Origin of the sequence: Paenibacillus sp. P13VS (assembly GCF_015143645.1) — a bacterium.
In the GTDB taxonomy this organism is placed as follows: Bacteria; Bacillota; Bacilli; order Paenibacillales; family Paenibacillaceae; genus Paenibacillus; species Paenibacillus xylanilyticus_A.
Genome location: NZ_WYEV01000002.1, coordinates 729147 through 750948 on the forward strand (window position 1 = coordinate 729147; position 21802 = coordinate 750948).

A 21802-nucleotide genomic window follows, 5' to 3' on the forward strand; every position below is an offset into this window, starting at 1 on the left:
GAGAGAAAGTCTTACTGGCTATTCTTCAAAAAAACGACATAGCCTTCATGTACAGGCCTTACCATTTTGCGGTATGATGACTTGAGAAATGATTAAAATTTCATCTATATCATGCTTAAGGAGGCTCATGATGAAAAAGACTATGGCTTGGCTTGCAGCCTGCATGTTAATCCTGGTTCTCGCCGCTTGCGGAGCAAGCAAACAATCAGCAGGTTCGGACAGCAGCGGTGAATCCGATGCAGGCGTAACCGCTAGCGAAGAACTCGTCATTAAAGCGAGCAACTATGAATTTGATCAACCGGAATATCATCTTAAAAAAGGGGTCCCCGTTAACATTGTTTACGAAAACGTCAATGGTAATCATGGCATTCTCGTTCCGGAGCTGAATCTTCAGCTGGACACCAGAAACAGCTCTAAAGTTATTACCCCTGACAAGGTTGGAGAATTCGAGATGTCCTGCTCCGTGTTTTGTGGAAGTGGACATAGCAGCATGATCTCCAAAATTATTGTCGAAGAATAAGTCCCAAGACAATGAGCCCCCGTAACGACGGGAGCTCTTTCTGTATTATAACAAATTGTACAATCGTACGATGCCCATGATTTAAGTTATGATCTGATGCCCTTAGGTCTGATCCTGTTCAATCAATTCGATCCATTCGTTATATTCCGTCTGCAACTTCGTATATTCATCCAGCAGCTGGCGATACTCCATGTTCAGCTGCTCTGCCTTCTCCTGCTCCATTTCGCGTTCAACCTGCAGCAGTCGAAGCTGATTCGCAGCGAGTTCGTAGCGCTCACCAATCTCCAGCAGTTCATTTTCCATCGTTTGTTTCTCTTCTATAGCTTCGTTACGGAGCTTATCAAGCTGCTCACGCTCCTGTTCTAGCGCCTCTACCTTTTCAACACTGGCGGCACTTTCCTTCTGCCAGGCATTCAATTCATTCTCAAGCTGGTTCCAGCGTTCCTGCCAGGATTGCTCCTGTACGGCCCATTCATCTGCACGACGCTGCCAAACCTGGTCCTGCTGCTCGGCTTGTTCCACACGAGAGAGTAACCGGGTTTCCCGCTCCTTTAACTCATCCAGTTGTGATATAAGCTCTGCCTGTTTTGCAGACAATTCTTCATGCTTAATCTGCCATTCAAGTGCTTCTTCCTCTGTCTGTGCAAGCAGGTTTCTTTGTTCTGAGATTTGCTCAGTTAGCTTGGCAGCATGCTCGCCGGATGTTGCAATTGCTTGTTCCAGTGCCTGCTTTTCCTGATCCAGTTCAGCAAGCTTGCGCGTGTGATTTTCCTCCCGCTGTAATGCATCCCCATAATCGTTGCGGATTTGTGTATAGGATTCCTGAAGTTGGTTTAGCTCTTCACGGATCCGGTTCAGCTCATCTTCAAGCTGTTCGCGCTCCTGCTGCACACGACTTGCCTGTTCGTTATAGCGATTCGCTTCTTCTCTGTACCCGCGAGCTTCTTCCTTAACCACGGTTAATTCATCATGAAGGGACTGTACACCAGACTCCAGTGTTTCATTCTGTTCTGCTGCCTCAAGCACCTGAGTCTCCAGCTCTCCCATTTCGACAAGGCGCTGTTCAGCGAGGTCTTTCCAGGATTTTTCGCTTTCGGTAAGCGTGCTGATTTCATTTTGCAGTGTTCGTACGGCAGCATGAGCCTGCTCCAGAACTTTCTGCAATCTACGCTGCTCATTCTCGGATTTCTCTTCGGCTTCACGAAGCTTCTGGATTTCTTTTTCAAGCAGTCCATGCTGCTCCTGAACTTTCCGAAGCTGTGCTGCAAGAGAAGTTTCTCTCTCCACCGTCTCGTTGTATTGTCGTTTCCATTCCTGCTCCGTTTCACGAGACTTTTGCAAAGCGATTTCCGTTTCACGCAGCTGCTCCTGGAGCTGGGTACTGTCTTCCTTCAGCTGCCCCAACTGCTGTTCAAGTTCCGTTATGCGCCGAGCCTGAACTTCCTGAGCCTGTTTGCGCTGCGCTTGTTCCTTGAGCAATGCATCCTGCTCAGCGCGTTCCTGCTGGAGCTGCTGTTCCTGATCAGCAGCCACTTCCTGGGCCTCTTCAAGCTGCTTGCGTATATCCTTAAGCTGGGTCTCAATTTCCGCTACACGACCCTCGGCTTGTGTGCGCTCGGTTTTCAACTGCTGCAGCAGTTTCCCACGTTCTTCCTGCAGTTTGGCCTCAGCATTAGCTGCGGCTTCTGTGAACTGAGAAGCTGCCTCGGCTCTTACTTGTTGTAATTGCTCCTCATAGGCTGCTTCTTTTTCCATCCATTCCAATTCGGCCTGCTCTGAGGATTCGTGGAAATCGGCTTTTAGCTTTTCGATCTCTGTTAAGTGTTCCTCTTTCGTTTGTTGCAGCTGTGATGCCTGATCTTCCTGGACCTTGCCAAGCTGGAGTCTTAATTGCTCTTCTGCCTGCTGCTTCGCCTCTTGCAAGCGCTGATCCGTTTGGGATTGAAGTTCACGGTATTGAAGCTCGGCCTCTTCCTGAACCTTCTTCAATTGACTCTCGGCCTGTTCCAATTCGGACAAAATCGCTGCCTCGGCTTCCTCTTTGGCTGACTGCACCTGCTGTGCCGCCTTTGCCTCGATTCTCTGGCGTTCTGCGACAGCACGACTCTCCGCTTCCTTAATCTGTGCTGCTGTTTTATCCTGAAGTTCCTTGTACTGTCCTGCTGCCTTCGCCTGGCTCTGCTGCAACTCAGCAGCAGCCCGTGCTTGTACTTCTTTTAGTTGGGCTGCTGTCTTATCCTGCAGTTCTTTGTATTGTCCTTCTGCCTTTGCCTGGCTCTGCTGCAATTCGGCTGCAGCCCGTGCCTGTACTTCCTTCAGCTCCGCAGCTGCCTGAGCCTGAGCCTGCTTAAGCTGGTTGGCCGCCTTCTCTTCAGCTTCTTTCAGTCGCAATTTCATCTTCTCTTCGGCTTCCTTCAGCTGCGCAGCAGTCTGTGACTGCAACTTTTGTTCACGAGCTGCAGCCTGACTTCGTTCCTGTTCAAGCAATGATTGCAGCTTGTTTACTTCATCCTGCTTCTCAGATTGCAGCTTCGCCATGGCCTGTTCTGCCTCAGTCTTCTGCTTGGTCGCCTCAGCCAGCGCCTGGTCACGACGCTCCAGCTCCTTCTGATGTTCACTTTGAATTGCATTCAGCCTGTTCAATTCATTTCGAAGTTCTGTCCGTTCACCAGTCAGCATTTTCAGTTCATTACGGATCTCCTGGGTCTGAAGAGACTGTTCAGCCATATGTACAGCCGCCAGTACCGCAATACGCGGGGTATCCAGACGGGAATGGTTCTTGGAAATTGCGCTCATGCGCTCATCCACCAGATTAGCTACTTGTTTCATATAGTCGGCACTGCTGCCAACCAGTTTATAGGAAGTCCCGTAGATCTCTACGGTGACGCGTGTACGATCAGGTGTAGTCACAGTTGTGCCCTCCTTCAAGTCTGTATGTTGATTCTAAGCTGTAATGACAAAAAAGTCACATCGATCCTCTAATGCTAAGGATTCGATGTGACTTCAAGCAATTCCTGCTAATTGTAGTTCAAAAAATTGGCTTCGGTTCTATTTGCGCAATTCTGCTCCGAATTGCTCCTCCAGACGGGCAACCACACGAGCATGAACCTCGGTGATTTCCTCGTCCGTCAGCGTACGCTCGCGGTTGCGATACACAAGCGCCATCGCCACGCTCTTCTTGTTTTCACCCAGTTTGCTGCCTATGAACACATCGAATACCTGTACGGTTTGCAGCAGCTCTCCTGCAGCCTCACGAATCGAGCTCAGCATGGCTCCTGCTTCAATGTCTTTACTTACGACTACGGCAATATCGCGTTCAACAGCCGGGAAACGCGGAAGCTCACGGTAACGGATATCCACGTCTGCTTCACTATAGATTGCCTCAAGAGCAATCTCTGCGATATACACATCGTTCAGATCATATTGTTGTTGCAGTTCAGGATGCAATTGACCCATGGTACCGATCAATTTACCTTCACCGCCGTCCTTCCCTTCCAAATATACGGAGGCAGAACGTCCCGGATGGAACCCTTCCGGACTGTTTGCAACAAGACGAATGCGTTGTTCCAATCCAACATAGGAGAACAGGTTCTCAAGCGTACCTTTCAGATCGAAGAAGTCCACTTTTTCTACCCCTACATTCCACTGCTGAGCGGCACGGTTACCTGTAAGCAGCAAGCTCAGGACCGGAATTTCATGCGGCTGCTTCGTCAGCCTTTCTTCTTCAGTGAAGAACACGCTGCCCACTTCGAATACAGCAAGTGAATCCTGCTTCCGGTTCATGTTGTACACTGCTGCATCCAGCATTTGCGGCAGAACGCTTGTGCGAAGCACGCTGCGATCCTCACTCATAGGCATAGCCAGCTTTACCGCCTTGCTTCCTGCAGTCAATGCCGGGAACAAGGACGCTTTATCCGGATGTACAAAGGAGTAGCTGATCATTTCCTGCCACCCGCTGCCTGCGAGCAATCCACGAATGGTACGGCGCATAGCCTGTGAGCGTGTGTAGGCTCCTGGTGTTGTCGGTCCTTCAATCAATGTAGTTGGAATGTTGTCGTATCCGTACAAACGGGCAATTTCTTCAAAGAGATCTACGTCGCGGGTAATATCGCCTCTGCGCGTTGGTACTTCCACATCAAGCAATCCCTGTTCCGCATCGCCGCATGCAAAGTGCAGACGAGCAAAAATGGTTTTCACCTCAAGCAGTGAAAGGTCGGTTCCCAGATAACGGTTCAGTCTGTCCAGTGACAGCTGGATAACAACCTTCTCTGCCACCTCTGCTCCGGCTTCCACAATTCCCTGGTGCACTTGGCCTTCAGCATAGCGCTGAATCAATTCAGCCGCACGGTCCAATGCCGTGATAACAGCCCCCGGGTCAACTTCCTTCTCAAAACGCATGCTAGCTTCGGAACGCAGCCCCAATTGGCGCGACGTTTTCCGAACCGTTCCGCCGTCGAACTTGGCGGACTCGAGCAGCAGATTGACTGTGCCTTCCGATACCTCGGAATTCTCGCCACCCATTACACCCGCAATGGCTACCGGTTTCACGCCATCGGTAATCAGCAGCATATGCGGTTCCAGCTTACGCTCCTGACCATCCAGGGTCACGATCGTTTCGCCTTCCTTAGCCATGCGTACTTCAATATGACCTTTTTCCAGTTTATCTGCATCAAAGGCGTGCAGCGGTTGACCGTACTCCAGCATGACATAGTTCGTGATATCCACGATGTTGTTAATTGGACGAACACCAGCAGCCATCAAACGGTTCTGCATCCAGAGCGGAGAAGGCCCTAGTTTGATGCCTGTTACATAACGTGCAGCATAGTGACTGCATTGTTCCTGAGCTGCAATCTCAACGGAGATATGATCGGCAGCAGCATCACCGACTTCAACCAGCTGTTCTTTCGGATTAGGCAGCTTCACTTCACGACCCAGAATGGCGCCAACCTCATAAGCTGCACCACGCATGCTCAGGCAGTCGGAACGGTTTGGTGTCAGATCCAGTTCAAGCACATGATCGTCCAGACCAAGCACTTGGCTGATTGGTGTCCCGATTTCCGTTTGCTCCGGCAGAACAAGAATACCTTCCTGCTGATCTTTAGGAAGCAGCTTGTCGTTCATGCCGAGCTCTTTTGCAGAGCAGATCATACCAAGTGAAACGACGCCGCGCAGCTTGGCTTTTTTGATATCCAAACCGCCAGGGAGCTTCGCTCCAACCAGGGCTACGGCTACCTTTTGACCCGCATCCACATTTTTCGCTCCACATACGATCTGAAGATCCTCTTCCTGACCGGCGTCAATGATGCATACGTTCAATTTGTCCGCATCCGGATGCTTCTCCTTGCTCTTCACATACCCTACAACCACTTTGTTTACGCCCTGGTTGCGGTTCTCCACTACATCGATTTCGATCCCTGCACGTGTAATTTTCTCTGCCAGTTCCTGTGGCGTCACACCTTCAAGGGCAATATAATCAGACAGCCAATCTGTCGATACTCTCATGGACGTTCACTTCCTTAATCTATAAATTGGTTTAGCTAAATTTCCTTTAGCGCTTGCTTATCGTAAAGTCTACAGCCGTCCGAATTGCTTCAGGAATGCCAGATCACTGTTATAGAAATGACGAATGTCGTCGATACCGTACTTCAGCATCGCGATACGTTCTACCCCCATACCAAAGGCGAAACCGCTGTACTTCTCAGGATCATAACCACCCATTTCCAGCACCTTCGGATGAACCATACCGCCGCCCAGAATTTCAAGCCATCCGGTTTGTTTACATACTCGGCAGCCGCTGCCGCCGCATTGTACACAGGTTACATCCACTTCAGCACTCGGCTCGGTGAACGGGAAGAAGCTTGGACGCAGACGAATTTCAGTGTGAGCACCGAACATTTCACGCACAAATTGCAGCAGAGTACCCTTCAAGTCGCTCATACGAATGTTTTCGCTAATGACCAACCCTTCAACCTGATTGAACTGGAAGGAATGCGTAGCATCGTCATCATCACGGCGGTATACTTTACCCGGGCAGATGACCTTGACAGGTACTTCCCCTTTCATGCTTTGCATGGTGCGTACTTGCACCGGAGACGTATGGGTACGCATCAGCAGGTCATCTGTTACATAGAAGGAATCCTGCATATCGCGAGCCGGGTGATTCTTCGGCAGATTCAGTGCTTCAAAGTTGTAGTAATCCATCTCCACCTCAGGACCTTCCGCTACGCGATATCCCATGCCGATGAAAATATCTTCGATTTCCTGTACCACTTTGGTTAGTGGATGCAGACCGCCTTGACGTCCACGACGTCCTGGCAGGGTAACATCAATGGTCTCGGACTGAAGGCGCTTCGCTGTCTCTTCCTTCTGGAACTGCTCCTGCTTGCTGTCGATGACTTCCTCAATGGCACCACGAACATCGTTGGCCACCTGCCCGATTACGGGACGTTCCTCTGCACTAAGTGCACCCATGCCACGCAGAATTTCGGTCAATGCACCCTTTTTCCCCAAATACTTCACACGCAGATCACCAAGCGTCTGCGGATCGTTCACGCCGGACAATTGTTCCAGCGCTTCAATCTTCAATGCTTCTAAACGTTCTTTCATGTGTAATTGCCCCCTTTATGTGGTGTTATTTTTCAACAAAAAAAGGCCTTTTCTCCCCAAAAGGGACGAAAAGACCGTGGTACCACCCTTGTTAGACATCCGGTGCTGACTGGCCCTTCCGGCCTGCAACACGTCTGTCTCACTCTGTACGGAATAACGACCGTTAACCGTTTGCCCCTACTGCTGAGCCTCAGCAATTGCTGCCAAGTCAAGTTCAGGGAACCGCTTCGGAGTGAATTTCGGCAGCCTTGTTCTACAGAAACGCTCTCAATCTACGGCGCTTCCTCCCTGTCCAGAGGCACTGCTTACTTGTCTCCATCATCACGTTTGTTAATGAATTAAACCTATATCGACGTATTTATCGATGATCGTTCATAATTATATGCAAATTCAATCGAAATAGCAAGCCAGTCAATCATCTATTTTTTGCTCGTATCCTTCCGCCGAAGCTGAATTAACCGCTCTTGAATGTCACGGATCTCAGCGGCTTCCGCAGCTCGTTCTTCAGCAGCTTCCGGATGGGCAAGGATATCTATGCCTGCATTGCTCATGGGAGATAGCAGTTCGGACAGTCGCATTTCCAGGCGTATTCGTTCATCATCCGATTCCCGCTGGCCAAGTGAAGCATCTCGGAGCTTTCTCGACTCTTCCCAATCCAGAACTCCTCCTTCAAAGACTGTAACCTTCCCTCCTGGCTCCAGATCAAGCAAGCGATTTGCCAGCATTTTGGTCAGCATTCGATCATGAGACACAAGGACCAGAGCACCCGAAGCCTGTTTTAATACATTCTCCATCACTTCCTGGGTATCAATATCCAGATAGTTTGTCGGCTCATCCAGAACCAGCAAGTTTGCACCGCCAAAGTATAATCTCAAAAAGGCAACCCTGCATTTCTCTCCCATACTCAGGTTCCCGATGCGCTTGAATACATCCTCTCTGGTAAATAGAAAACATCCCAGAATGGTTCGGGCAGCACTCTGAGTCATGGATGGGAGACTGAGCAAGCTGTCCAGCAGCGTCTGATTCTCGGGAAGTCCCTCAAGCTCTTGAGAAAAGTAACCGATCTTCAGCTGTGGATGTCTTCTCACCACCCCCTGCTCTGGTTCAAGTTCACCAATCATCAGCTTCAGCAGGGTCGTTTTCCCCGTACCATTCGGTCCACGTACGGCAAGCCGATCCCCTCGCCCGACGGCAATTCCCAGATTGTGAAATAACGGCTGTCCCCCCGGATATGCGAAGCAGACGTCTCTCATCTCAAGCAGCTGGCGTGCAGCTAACGTGTCAACTTGCAATTCCATGTTTAGCTTGACTGCATCGCGAGGTTTCTCTACCCGCTCATTCTCCAGCCGTTCCAACTGCTTCTGTTTTGCATGGTAACGTGAAATGTTTTTGTTGGCTTTGGCTTTGTAAAAGCTCTGAGTGATCTTAACCTCCACGTCCGTTGCTGAATTGTGGGCCTTATGGAACCACTCCTGATAATTGCGAATGGTCTCTTCAAGCGCTTTGCGCTCCAGTTCCTGTTTGCGGTATAGGGTTTCCTGTTCTCGTCGTTCCCTCTCCTTATGAACTTTGTAGTCAGAATATCCACCTTTATATTTGGTCAGCGCTTGCGGACTAAACTCAATGACACCTGTTGCTACCTGATCAATAAAGGTCCGGTCATGTGAAACAAAGAGCAGCGTGCCGCTGTAATTGGATAGCCATTCTTCGAGCCATCGCATGCTATCTTCATCCAAATGATTCGTCGGTTCATCCAAAATAAGAAATTTGGGCTTGCTGACCAGCAGTCCTGCCAGCCTTGCCTTGGTTTTTTGTCCACCACTCAAGGAGTGATAGGATCTGTTCCAGTGCTCCGAGCTTAACCCCAGACGGGTCAACACCTTTTCCACCTCGGTCTCCCACATGTAGCCGTTCAGCTGCTCATATTGCTCCATGGCTACGGTATAGGCTTCAAGCAGCCGCTGCTCATCTTCACTCCCGCTCATGCCCATACGCCTTTCCAGTTCTTCCAACTCACATTTCACTTCATAGATCCGGCCGCTTTCCTTCCGAACTGCATCCAGCACCTTCATACCGGGGTCAATTAGAGAGCGTTGACGCATGAATCCCCACTCCTTCTGGGGGACGTGGCGCTCAATGTGTCCGCCTCCCTCCTCTTCCCCTAAAATGATGCGTAACAATGTGGTTTTACCGCATCCATTGCGACCGAGAATCGCAAGCCGCTCACCTTCGTTAATTTCCAGATTTAATCCTGCAAACAATTCCATCCCGTTCCATTCTTTTGATACTTCATGTAGGCGTACCAATGTCATCATAAGACTTCATCCTTCCTGCGTTAAAAATCAAATTCATCCCGAGCTTCTTCGAGATGATATCGTTAATCTCGATCACGCAGAGCTGCCTCGGCCCGCAGGAAACCTTAGACATCATTTCCTGAACAAAAAAAACCGCTGGCATGCGCCGGCGGTCTGGCAATTCAGGTTTGGATAAAGCGTCAAAAAACAAGCATAAGGTACACCCAGGTATGACAAATAAACACCCAAGAAGGGTACACAAACCCCAATTCTCGGCTAGCACACACACCTGATCCCATAGCTGAATTTGGACACACGAATCCCCTCATTGCTCAGCCGCTTCGGCTGACTGCGTCATACTTCTTCTGCAGTTACTGGGGTTCAATTCATGTGTCTTACTTCATGGGACGTGTGGTTACCTCTCATTCATGTATAGTATCAATTTCTCCGTTATTGTACCAGAAGCTGGGATAATTGCAAAGCTTAGAATGAATGTTAGAAAGAAAATACTGCGCTTTCATCACTTTGAGTAAAAAAAGAAAACCCTCTTGTCATGAACAAGAAGGTTTTCTAAGTTAAGCGGGTGATGGGAATCGAACCCACGCTACCAGCTTGGAAGGCTGGAGTTCTACCATTGAACTACACCCGCGCGATTGACGATCGGGACGACACGATTTGAACATGCGACCCCCTGGTCCCAAACCAGGTGCTCTACCAAGCTGAGCTACGTCCCGTTAAGTTCCTAAGAATCTTAACACGGTTTTTACAAAAACTAATATAACATGTTCATCCGGTCCTTGCAACTTTTAATTCCCATTTTTTGCTGCTGGGTCCCAAACGAAAAAGACAGAAGCGATTCCCGCTCCTGTCTGATGGCTATCCTGTAGGTTTATCCACATCTCGTAAAAAACGCTTTTCAAAATCTGCCGCCACAATGGGTTTACTAAAAAAGTATCCCTGTGCTTCATGGCAGTGCTGATCCCGAAGGAACACCAGCTGCGACTCGTTCTCCACTCCTTCGGCAGTCACCTTCAATTGCAGATGATGAGCCATGGACGTAATGGTGGAGACGATCGCTGCATTATTGCGATTCTCCATGACTTCGTTCACGAATGAACGGTCAATTTTGAGCCGATCAATCGGCAGATCCTTCAGGTAATGCAGTGAACTGTATCCTGTTCCAAAATCATCAATACTGATTTGCACACCAATCTCTTTAATTTTGCGAAGTTGTTCAAACGCACGATCTTTGTCAAATGTCATACTTTCGGTAATCTCCAGTTCCAGCCAATCCGGCTCCAATCCAGTTTCCCTCAGTATGCCGTTGATGTTATCCAGCAGATGGGAATGTCTGAACTGTCTCATCGAGAGATTGACAGACACACACAGTTTGCGGTATCCAGCTTCCTGCCATAGCTTGTTCTGTGCACATGCCTCCCGAAGGACCCACTCGCCCAGCGGTACAATTAGTCCGCTCTCTTCTGCCAACGGGATAAACTCTGCAGGTGAAATTGCCCCGCGCTGTGGATGCTCCCAGCGTACCAGAGCCTCCATACCAACGATTAAACCACTTGCGATATTGATCTGAGGTTGATATACAAGATAAAACTGACCTCGATCCAGCGCTTTGCGCAGATCATTCTCCAGCTGCAGTCGTTCCTGCGCCTTCATCTGCATTGCATGGGCATATCGGTTCAATTCGATCCCCTGTTCCTTGGCGTTATGAAGCGCAGTATCCGCATTTTGAATGATTTCCTCGGGTGATCCCCCGTCATGGGGATATATGGCCATGCCAATTCCAAGCGTTATATGATAGTCGTTGCCATCAACCATGACCGGCTTTTCAAACAGCTGCAAAATCGATCTTGTTCTGCGCAGAGCATTTTCTGTATTCCAGAAGTCTGTCATCGTGACCACAAACTCGTCCCGGCCAAGACCATACACTTCTTCGCCAGGCAGAGACGATTGCTTCAGACGCTGCCCCACTTGACGAAGAACACGGTTAGCAGCCTGCTGACCGAGGGAGTCGTTAATCGTTTTGAACCGGTTGATATTCAAAACGAGTACACCGACGAGCTCGTCCTGCTTCACGGCTTCATCCATCAATCTTTTGAGTCTCTGGGAAAGGCGGCGGCGATTTGGCAGACCCGTTACATCGTCATGATGAGCAATATAGTTCATCTTGGCTTCAGCAGCCTGCTGCTTCAAAAACGGTGTATCCACTACCGTTGTATATAGTCCTTTTTGTACAAAGAAATATCCCAGACAATTCATCCACAATGCAAATAACAGATTCAAGTCGCTGATCTGCGTTGCAGAAATCAAGTAACACTCTCCGTAGAAGAAGCACAGGGCCCCACACAGAATAGAAGGCAAATCTCCCTCTTTACCCTTCTTCCACTTCAAAAACAACACAAATGCGGTGATCCCGTAAAGAAGACCGACCAAGAAGTGAATTTTCATAAACGTTTCACTTAACACTTCTTGCTGGGTTAATTTCGGCAGCCAGCTCCATTCCTGAACACTAGCTGTGTACAACAGGACAAACGTACCCAGCGTTCCGCTAAATAGTAAGAACTTACGCGGTAATGCAATCTCTTTTTCTCTCACTGCATAAATAAGCAATAAACCCACTGCACAGACCACAGAGCCCAGCGTCATCAATTTGAGGGAAAATTCGGATTCCATCATGGCGCCACTTGGCATCTCTTCCGCGTATGAAACGATATGAATTAATTCAAACAGGCCAATCAACAAAAAGAGTGTTGTAATCATGATTCTGCGCAGGGTTAACTTTTGGGTCTGGAACAACCAGCTTTGGTTGTAAATCCCGATACAGGCTGCAGCTGCAACGAATCCGCCGAGTAGCGTCAGCACAGGGTATCCGGATATGATTAGATCAGAGCTTACAGAGGAACGATACCATTGACTTACGAGGAAACATAATAAGCCGCCTAGTGCGACCAAGCTTACTTTTCTCTGATCTTGCGAATTTGCCTTCATGCCTTGTTTATCCTTCCCGGGATCACCTATCCTGAATAACCTTTAGCCCTCGCCTGTGACGTTCAGGTTTGAAAACTTTCATTATTACACCATTCGACAATAAATATTTACCAACGTTCAATTCACATGCCAGTACATGCTATCTGGTACATAATAACATTTAATTCTACGGACGTGAACTAAAAAATAGTTGAAAATAGGAATATGTATTCATATCCACGTAGAAAAACAAGGCATTAAGAACTAAAAAAACATGAATCTCCCATTGGAGTCCATGTCCCTTTAGTTTGCAACAGCATATCAGACTATTTTCCATACCAAGTGCATTGCGGGGAATCTGATACATGACCGTTGCTTTTATGATGTTTACCGAAAAAATTATTTATCAAAATTCACTTCAGGCGTTGTCAATTTATCATAGAAATCCACAACGTTATCCTTCTCGGCTGACGAACGCAAGGCCATTGCCGAACGCGGATGCTCGTCGAGTGCTCCTGTGATCATATATGGCAGGATGTAGCCCCATTCTTCTTTTTCGCGAAGAGGAACCATCAATTGTTCCAATACGCCAAGTACCGGACGCAAGTTATATTTCGTACCCTTCAGATGCGCCACAAGAAGTTCAGTCGGGCAGTTACCTGCTGCACGGCCCATACCATATACGGAAGCATCCAGCAGCTCAACGCCAAGCTCTGCAGCTACAAGCGTATTAGAGAATGCAAGCTGCATGTTATTGTGAGTGTGAACACCGAGACGTTTGTTTGGCAGATGGGTTTTGAACTTTTCAACGAGGTACTTCACGTCGTTATGGTCAAGGCTTCCATAAGAGTCAACGATGTACACAACGTCTACGGAGCTCTCTTTGATCAATTCAAAAGCTTCGAGCAGTTCGTTCTCCATGACATTGGACAAAGCCATAATGTTCAGGGTTGTTTCATAGCCACGATCATGGAATGTTTGAACAAGGGCCAAAGCCTTGTCCACATCTTTGCTGTAGCAGGCTACACGGATCAGATCCAGCATGCTCTCACTGCGCGGCAAAATATCATTCTCGTCCACACGTCCGACGTCAACCAGAGCAGACAATTTGGTATTTCCTTTTTGCGGGATCACTTTGCGCAGGAAGTCATCATTCAGGAAACGCCATGGTCCTGCTTCTTCGGCACCTTTCAGCAGTTTCGGCGAGTTTTTATAACCGATTTCCATATAATCAACGCCTGCCTCATTCAATCCAGCATATAGCTGTTGAACGAAGTCCACGCTAAAGTCCCAATTATTTACCAATCCGCCATCACGAATGGTGCAATCTACAATTTTGCAATGATTTGTCTTCATTTGTCTGCTCCTTTTCTGACCAACTTGTGTATTCCTCTCATGATACTTGAACGTGACAAGAAAAGTAAAGGGATAAACACGTTATTGGGTCTAATGGTTCTATCGAGACTTCCAGTTCCGATCAATCTCGGACATTTCGGAAGGGTTAGGAGCTTTTCTGCCATAACGAACCGCGTTATATGTCCTTGTTAACATGTCGGAAAATCTCTGCGTATCTTGCTTGTCTGAAGATGACTTATGAAGCAGGATCTTCTCTGCTGCTTCCAGCGGAGTCTGTGCAGCTTCAATTTCCACGCCTTGCTGCCTGGCTTGATCTATCCATTTTCTGTAGTAGTAACGTACCCGCTCCGCCTCCTGTGAGGGGGGTGTTTCTTTTTTACGGAACCAGGGTTTGCGTGGTCTCACGGGTGTTTCCAACGTTTCACTAATATCGATGTATTCGGTCCGCGGCTCGGCCCTCCGCTCCCTGGGTTCCATCATCCCCCTCAATCGGTCCATAAGAAGGTTTATAGTCTTTCGTCCCAATCTGAAGATAAGCCATAGAATCAGCGCAGCCGAAGCACCTAGAACGAACCATCCCAGCATGTCCCAGAAAACAGATGGTTCTGACTGCTCTGTCACTCTGCCTGGAAGCTTAGATGGGTCAATACCAGAGTCTGGTGTCATGGGCAGCTGCGGATCGGAAGATGGGCCTATTAATCCTCTGATCCATGCGAGCAGACGATCCCGCAGTGGAGCGAGCCAGGCAGCTAGACTGGGAAATGCTCCGATACCTGCAATGATTAACAACATCCATATCAACCGCTGATGATTGGCTCTATTGAATTCCCGAAGCACAATCTTTCTCTTGCCATCATTTAATACGGCTCTATCCAGCTGTGCACTGTAGACATTAAGGAGACAAGCAACAAAACTGATGAAGCCTGCTGCATATAATGCTCCTCCATAGGTCTGCAATGGGAATAAGGGCTCGACCCAATGCGAGAAAATGCCTCCTATAATAGACCCGACAACGCCGAAGATCTGCCATCTCCACATCAAGGTGGAGCGAAGCGATGGTTCTGGTGCCAGGCCCACAAAGGCTGATAACGCCCCCCACAGAAGAGCTGTGATTAATTCCGGTCCTGTAAATCCGGTTATCCAAGCCACGATAAGGGAGACAACCACCCCCAGGAGCAGAGCTCCAACTAGCCGAAGCCACATACGGGTTCCTAATCCTTGAAACCTGTGGCCTAGCAGCACGCCAATGCCGCTTGTCAGAGCATAGATGATCAGCAGAATATAAGGAAAATGGCCGTATGCGTAGAATGAAGTAAGGGTCAACAAGGGAAACACATAAACGCCAATCAGCAGCGTCGCGAGCAGAGACATCCCTATTCTTGATTTACTTTCCCAGGTCGAATCACTCATGCACTCACCGCCTTGCTACTCTTCGTACCACTGTGATTTGGCTCCACAGGCAGAATGGTTACTCGGTGTCCCTGTTCATGCAGGCGAGCAATCTCATGCTCCATAGCAGTAGAAACGTAAGATGTAATCAAAAGATAGCTTCGTGCTTGATGAGCTTCCTCATTGCGCTTCACTTCATCATTCAGGAACTGTTCCATGGGAACCATGCATTTCAGCTCGGTTTCAGCCATTGCCTCCAAAAGCAGCTCCAGATGCGGGCTGCCATAATCGGGTTCGATTCGAAGCGGATCACGCCCGCCATTTACCCGATAGCCGTTGTGAGCAAATCCGGCAGGGAGCCCTCTGCCAATCGCATCGGCAGCAGCTGTTGCCGCATAGCTCAGCGCACGCTCAATTGGCTCAGGTCGGGTTACTACACTCCACATATCCTCCGACTCCTGAATATTTACAATAATCCAGGACTGCGGATCAGCTGTCCAGCCTTGCTTGTATACCTGCAGCTCACCTGTACGTGCGCTTGCTTTCCAATGAATTCGGTTCATGGGATCGCCTGCTCCGTAAGGACGTACGCCAAGAATAAGAAATGGATCCTCCACGATCCAGCGGGATACCTCTACCTCCCCCTGCCACACCTGGTAAATGGCAGGCAGATCTTCAGCAGCGACCAGCGAAGGATATACGATCATGGACAGATGAACAGGGATCGGTTGGGTACTGCGCCAGACGCCAAACAGATCTCCACCTGTCATGGTCACCGTATTCAACGTGTAGATACCACGTTTACTGCATATAATCGGATGCTTGCGTGTAATTCTCGTAAATGGTTTCAAGGTAAATATACTTTTGTGATTCTGGTAAATATCTCCCTGGCTAATATCCATGCCTGAACCACTGCGAAATACAAAAGATCCGGGCATCATTGCCTCTAGTCTCAGCCAGGGTACTGTGACCCGCTTCTCATTCGCTATTGTTTCCACCATCTCAAGCTCATCGCCTGCGTAACAGCGCAGTTTGCTGAATTCACGTGTATACTTCAGTCTTCGTAATGCCGGGCGTCCAAACCATACACCTTGTAGGCCAATGATAATGCCCCCTACAATGACTAGCCATAATAGTGCCATAATTACCGTCCACTGCCGGTGCCAATGCTCTCCGTTGGCACCTCTGCCTGGGTCAGAATCTCATGAATGATCCGCTCCGCAGCGCCTTCCTGTTGCCTCACCCTATTACGGAATACAAGTCGGTGAGCCAGTACAGGTTCAGCCAGAACCTTGATATCATCTGGTAGAACGTAATCCCTGCCATGCAATGCGGCCCATGCCTGACACGCCTTCAGTAAAGCTTGCGCTCCCCTTGGACTAACACCAAGCGAAAGCTCAGGATGTCTGCGTGTCTCTTCTGTAAGACGAACCATGTATTTAAGCAGGTCTTCTTCAACCTGGACGGACTGGTATGTACGCTGCGCCTCAAGAAGCTGCTCACGACTTAATATGGATGTAAGATCGTTAACCGAACGACCGGCTACAGTCCTTCTCAGAATCTCTACACTTTCATCACTGCTTGGGTAACCCATGCGAATTTTCATCATGAATCGGTCCATTTGAGCCTCAGGCAGCGGGAAGGTCCCCTGATTATCAATCGGGTTCTGGGTTGCTATTACGATGAATGGACGTTCAAGCTGTCTCGTTGAGCCATCAATACTGATCTGTCGCTCTTCCATACATTCCAGTAAGCTCGATTGGGTTCGCGGTGTAGCCCGATTGATCTCGTCGGCCAGCACAAGGTTCGCGAACAACGGACCTGCTCTGAATTCGAAGTCACCAGACTTTTGATTGTAGAAGTGAATCCCCGTCAGATCAGACGGCAGCAGGTCAGGGGTGAATTGTATACGTTGAAACGTACAATCCAAAGACGAAGCTACCGATTTGGCCAGCATTGTTTTTCCTGTACCCGGTACGTCCTCAAGCAATACATGTCCTGAAGCGATAACTGCGGTCATGATTAGTTCTATGGTTCGCTCCTTGCCTACAATAACCTGTCCCACATGCTTCGTCAGATGTTTATTCATCTGTTCCATTTCCTGAATATTCATCATGCACCTTCCTTTCGCAAGCTATGAGTATGTATCCGCATTCATTCTAACTATAACCCATAATGCTTCCAAAAAAAAACAAAAGGAACCGGCCAACATGCCGATTCCTGCTCATCCTGCGGTATTACACTAATGGGAGCATAATTATAAACCGGGTCCCTTCACCCTTTTTACTGTCAACCGAGATTGTGCCTCCATGGTTTTTGATGATGCGATAACTTACCGAAAGACCTAGTCCTGTCCCGCTCTCTTTAGTCGTGAAAAATGGATCGAACAGACGTACAAGCGTGTTGTGGTCCATACCCTGACCGTTATCCGTAATAGAAATCTGCACATACCTGTTCTCGGTTTCAGTGGAGATTCGTATGAGACCTGTATGCTCCTCGCCTACGCCCTCGATGGCATCCATTGCATTTTTCACCATATTCAGAATAACCTGCTTAATCTGTTTAACATCAATGGAGACGTTCATCGGCGCGTCTGCTTCATCTAGGGTAATCTCGCACCCTTTCATCAAGCCTTCGCTCTCCGTTAGTAAGACCACCTCTTTGAGTAAGGAATCCACCGACATAATGGTCTTCTGCGGTGCTGACGGTTTGGAGGAATTCAGGAATTCGTAAATAATATCGTTCGCCCTGTCAATCTCCGTCAATATGATCCTGGCGTATTCATCTTTCCCCAATTGCAGCAAATGTGGGCGCAGCAGCTGTATAAACCCGCGGATCGCTGTCAAAGGATTGCGTATTTCATGCGCGATGGATGCTGATATGCGTCCCAGCATAGCGAGCTTGTCATTCTGATAAGCAGTCTGTTCTATTTGTTTATAATCCGATACGTCCTTGACACTGAACAAAAAATCTCCATCCATTTGATCTCCGTAGGTTACCGTGACCAGCCAGTGTCTGCCATACTCATCAATCAGTTCATGATAGCGCTTACGGTGGAAGATGGTCTCCCGGTAGATCCGTAAAATTTTCTTTTTCTTGAATCGGCTCATCTGTGGATGATGCAGCATTTGCATCAGGGTGCAGCCGCTCAACAGACTTCGGGGAAGCTCCAACAATTTTGCCATTTGAACGTTAATAAACGTCAATACACCGTTGCTGTCAAACAACATAATACCGCTATCCAAATGCTCCAGAACATTTTCATATTTGTTGTAATCCAGATGTACAGGCGGGAAACTGTTCGTTGGGTGAGGCACTGTATCCTGAAATTCACTAATCATGACAGGTTCCTCCTTTTCACGTAAATGATAAACTTGCCATTCGGACATCATATCATCACAGAAACAGGAAGGGCCGATTTATTTTTCATTACCGGTGCCCTTTCGTTGGGGGGCTGAGCCGAAAATATGGATGGCACGTCCGGAACCTTAGCTGGTCTATTCCCGGTAACCAACAATTGATCCGGAAAATAATATATGTGGTTTGTTCCATTCAAAACCTTCTCCTATTCCCAAACACGAACATTTTATTTGCTCCGCCTCTTTTGCAAGTCTGTTTTTATCATAGACAAGTTTATAGAAGAGAGTCAATCAGAGAAAGTGTCGAATGGTAATTATTTTAAGAAAAACCTCGAAATACCCGTTTTTCAAAACACAAAAACGAAGCCTTTTCGCAAATATCGCGAATCAGCTTCGTTCATATCCAAATGATTACATAACATTTTATAGCATAGCATTCAAATTAATCTATAGTCCGCTTTTATTGTGCTGAATTTTAAGTCTGCGCTGGCTCATTACCGCTAATCGGCGTTTGAGTTCGCTCTCCCACTTCTCATCCTTCATTTCCTTGGCCAGTCTTAAGAGGTCAAGTGACATGTCAATCTGTCGCTGAACAATGACCATTGCATCCTCGCTCTCGCGGTTGACGCAATTTTCGAAGATTGCATCCTCATCCTCTGTCACGTAGTCCTGAAAATCAATCTCGGAAGCTCCGTCGCCATGCGCATATTCAGCCAAAATTTCATATTCATTTTCCACTTTGTAATGCACTTCCACCCGGTGGCATACCGGACAAAACAGCAGGGGAACATTATGAACCTGGGTGCGGTAATGCTTCAGCGTGCCCTTTGTTCCCACCATACTTGCCCCACAACAGTAACTCATTTTTGTTCACCCTCCTTATTACGTGCCGGGACCTTATATTTAGAAATGGTCTCCGTAGCACCTGCAGCTTTTCTGAAAAAGAAGTTGTTCCATCAGTGTATCTCATTCATTACCATATTATCATGGTGATGGCCCGAAAATATTTACGGGGTTTCCATACCCTATTCGCCTCAAAGGCCTTCAATTCCTCTTTCAGGAGATGTAAAAACCTCTCATTCCTATAATACTTCATTAACACGTTTCTTGCCCTGTCTAAACACCCTAATCCAACTTCCAAATTATATTTGGGAAAAAGGGTGCAAAAAGCCCTCAATCCCGAGTGGGATGAGGGCTTGAACCACAAACGTTCAAGTTAATCAGGCTTACAGGTTGCTGTCGCCTGGTTTCCAGTTCATTGCACACAATCCGCCGGATTGCAGTGCTTGCAGTACGCGAAGTGTTTCTTCAACACTGCGGCCTACATCGTTGTGGTTAACTACTTGGTATTTCAATTCGCCTTCTGGATCGATGATGAACAGACCGCGCAGTGCTACGCCTTCTTCTTCGATCAGAACGCCGTAATCTTTAGCCACTTGCTTCGTGATGTCGGAAGCCAGTGGGAAGTTCAATTGACCCAAGCCATTGCTGTCTTTAGGTGTGTTGATCCAAGCTTTGTGGCTGTGTACGGAGTCAACGCTCACGCCAAGAATTTCAGTATCCAAAGCTTTGAATTGCTCGGAAGCATCGCTCAAAGCTGTAATTTCAGTTGGGCACACAAATGTGAAGTCCAAAGGATAAAAGAAGAATACGAGCCATTTGCCACGGTAATCGGACAATTTAACGGAACCAAAATCTTGTCCGTCTCCCGATACTGTTTCCATTGCGAAATCTGGTGCTGGTCTACCAACCAAACGTTCTGCCATAACTAAAAATTCCTCCTTTGGGATTATGTAAGCATCCATATGGATTGCTCATCATCAAGAAAAGCGCTGACGCTTTTCCTGTTATTAAAATGGTTTGATACTTGATAACAAGTACAAGTAAAATGTTATCATCCGGACTTCTCAAAGTCAAGATTATAAACGTTATTTTTTTATAATAATTATAAATAAGAAATTTTCGTGCCAAAAATCTAAAGCCCAACATATAAAGGAACAGCCCTCAATCTCTCCTATTGGAAAGCTAAGGGCTGCCCGATCATGATGTCTGAATTATGCCTGTTTACGGATCGCTGCAACGATCAGATCGCCCATTTCCGTAGTACTGATGGCTTTGCTCTTATCTACAGCAATATCACTTGTACGGTGTCCTGCATTCAGCACTTCAGCTACAGCAGCTTCAATGGCATCCGCACCTTCAGCGTAACCAAAGGTTGTACGGAACATAAGTGCAACCGACAGAATCGTTGCGATTGGATTGGCCAATCCTTGACCAGCGATATCTGGCGCCGAACCGTGAACCGGCTCGTACAGACCGAAGCTGCCTTCGCCCAGTGATGCAGAGGCCAGCATACCGATTGAACCTGTCAGCATTGCTGCTTCATCACTCAAGATATCTCCGAACATATTTTCCGTTACGATGACGTCGAAGCTGGCTGGACGACGCAGCAGCTGCATCGCACAGTTGTCAACGAGAACGTGCTCCACTTCAACATCCGGATATTCCGGAGCTACCCGGTTTACCACTTCACGCCATAGTCTGGATGTCTCTAGTACATTGGCTTTATCCACAGATGCGAGTTTTTTGCGGCGTCCTTGAGCAATTTCGAATGCTTGACGAACAATTCGCTCCACTTCCGTTACATTATATACACAGGTATCCACAGCTTCTTGCCCCTGGGAGCCTTCACGTCTGAATTTTTCACCAAAGTAAATGCCTCCTGTCAGCTCCCGAACCACCATCAGGTCCGTGCCTTCCAGTACTTCAGGTTTCAATGTGGATGCATCCTTCAGGCAGTCAAACACAACTGCCGGGCGCAAGTTGGAGAACAATCCGAGCGCTTTGCGAATTCCCAGCAAACCCGTTTCCGGACGGAGTTCCTTGCTGTTGTTGTCCCATTTTGGACCGCCAACGGCTCCGAGCAACACGGCATCCGCACTTTTACATACGGTAAGTGTTTCCTCTGGAAGAGGTGTGCCTTTTTCATCGATCGCAATTCCGCCAAACAGTGCGTGCTCGGTTTCAAAACGATAACCGAAAACTTCCTCCGTGCGTTTAAGTACTCTCTCTGCTTCCGCTACAACTTCCGGACCGATACCGTCACCTGCGATGACTGCAATTTTTTTTACGTCTGTCATGGGTTGTCCAACTCCTTCATTCATTCTCAATCGAACGTGTCATATTTAACTCTCTCTTTTGTATCATATTCAGTGGTCATTTGACCAAGATATACAATCTATGACTTTAATAGATTTTACCTATAAGAGATTTCAGGTCTGTTGTTCTGCTCGTCA

Annotated in this window: 14 protein-coding genes and 2 tRNA genes; 1 reads left to right on the top strand and 15 read right to left on the bottom strand. The window is 47.9% G+C overall.

Annotation, left to right across the window (positions count from 1 at the left end):
* Window positions 1-130: 130 nt before the first annotated feature.
* Window positions 131-520, top strand: a complete 390-nt coding sequence (locus tag GUA98_RS04410) for a cytochrome C oxidase subunit II (protein ID WP_193722138.1) — start codon at window positions 131-133, stop codon at window positions 518-520.
* 102 nt (window positions 521-622) lie between these two features.
* On the opposite strand, the gene GUA98_RS04415 is transcribed toward GUA98_RS04410, so the two are convergent.
* The 15 genes from GUA98_RS04415 to leuB form a co-directional block, all read right to left on the bottom strand.
* Window positions 623-3430, bottom strand: coding sequence for a hypothetical protein (locus tag GUA98_RS04415; protein ID WP_193722139.1), 2808 nt, complete (start codon window positions 3428-3430; stop codon window positions 623-625).
* A 138-nt stretch (window positions 3431-3568) separates the two neighbouring features.
* Complete coding sequence (pheT, locus tag GUA98_RS04420; protein WP_193722140.1) at window positions 3569-6022, bottom strand: phenylalanine--tRNA ligase subunit beta; 2454 nt, start codon at window positions 6020-6022, stop codon at window positions 3569-3571.
* A 69-nt stretch (window positions 6023-6091) separates the two neighbouring features.
* Entirely contained in the window at window positions 6092-7126 is a 1035-nt protein-coding gene (pheS, locus tag GUA98_RS04425) for a phenylalanine--tRNA ligase subunit alpha (RefSeq protein ID WP_193722141.1), read from the bottom strand.
* Between the two features lie 419 nt (window positions 7127-7545).
* A complete protein-coding gene (gene abc-f, locus GUA98_RS04430) occupies window positions 7546-9441 on the bottom strand; it encodes a ribosomal protection-like ABC-F family protein (RefSeq protein ID WP_193722142.1) in 1896 nt (631 codons plus the stop codon).
* A 557-nt stretch (window positions 9442-9998) separates the two neighbouring features.
* Window positions 9999-10069, bottom strand: a tRNA-Gly gene (locus GUA98_RS04435).
* An 11-nt stretch (window positions 10070-10080) separates the two neighbouring features.
* Window positions 10081-10154 (bottom strand) — tRNA-Pro (locus GUA98_RS04440).
* A gap of 142 nt (window positions 10155-10296) precedes the next feature.
* The gene (locus GUA98_RS04445) at window positions 10297-12423 is read right to left on the bottom strand and encodes an EAL domain-containing protein (RefSeq protein WP_193722143.1); all 2127 of its coding nucleotides are present in this window, start codon (window positions 12421-12423) and stop codon (window positions 10297-10299) included.
* A 378-nt stretch (window positions 12424-12801) separates the two neighbouring features.
* Entirely contained in the window at window positions 12802-13758 is a 957-nt protein-coding gene (locus GUA98_RS04450) for an aldolase catalytic domain-containing protein (protein WP_095288318.1), read from the bottom strand.
* Window positions 13759-13857: 99 nt separating this feature from the next.
* Entirely contained in the window at window positions 13858-15168 is a 1311-nt protein-coding gene (locus GUA98_RS04455) for a DUF4129 domain-containing protein (RefSeq protein ID WP_193722144.1), read from the bottom strand.
* Window positions 15165-16289, bottom strand: coding sequence for a DUF58 domain-containing protein (locus GUA98_RS04460; protein ID WP_193722145.1), 1125 nt, complete (start codon window positions 16287-16289; stop codon window positions 15165-15167). Before GUA98_RS04460 ends, GUA98_RS04455 begins: the two co-directional genes overlap by 4 nt.
* A 2-nt stretch (window positions 16290-16291) precedes the next feature.
* Window positions 16292-17260, bottom strand: coding sequence for an AAA family ATPase (locus GUA98_RS04465; RefSeq protein WP_153980625.1), 969 nt, complete (start codon window positions 17258-17260; stop codon window positions 16292-16294).
* A 124-nt stretch (window positions 17261-17384) separates the two neighbouring features.
* The gene (locus GUA98_RS04470; protein ID WP_153977679.1) at window positions 17385-18488 is read right to left on the bottom strand and encodes an ATP-binding protein; all 1104 of its coding nucleotides are present in this window, start codon (window positions 18486-18488) and stop codon (window positions 17385-17387) included.
* A 465-nt stretch (window positions 18489-18953) separates the two neighbouring features.
* Window positions 18954-19370, bottom strand: a complete 417-nt coding sequence (locus tag GUA98_RS04475; RefSeq protein WP_024628323.1) for a hypothetical protein — start codon at window positions 19368-19370, stop codon at window positions 18954-18956.
* Between the two features lie 362 nt (window positions 19371-19732).
* Complete coding sequence (locus GUA98_RS04480; RefSeq protein WP_062320195.1) at window positions 19733-20272, bottom strand: peroxiredoxin; 540 nt, start codon at window positions 20270-20272, stop codon at window positions 19733-19735.
* 288 nt (window positions 20273-20560) lie between these two features.
* Window positions 20561-21646 (bottom strand): 3-isopropylmalate dehydrogenase, encoded by a 1086-nt coding sequence (gene leuB, locus GUA98_RS04485; protein ID WP_095288324.1) that lies wholly within the window; start codon window positions 21644-21646, stop codon window positions 20561-20563.
* Between the last annotated feature and the right edge of the window lie 156 nt (window positions 21647-21802).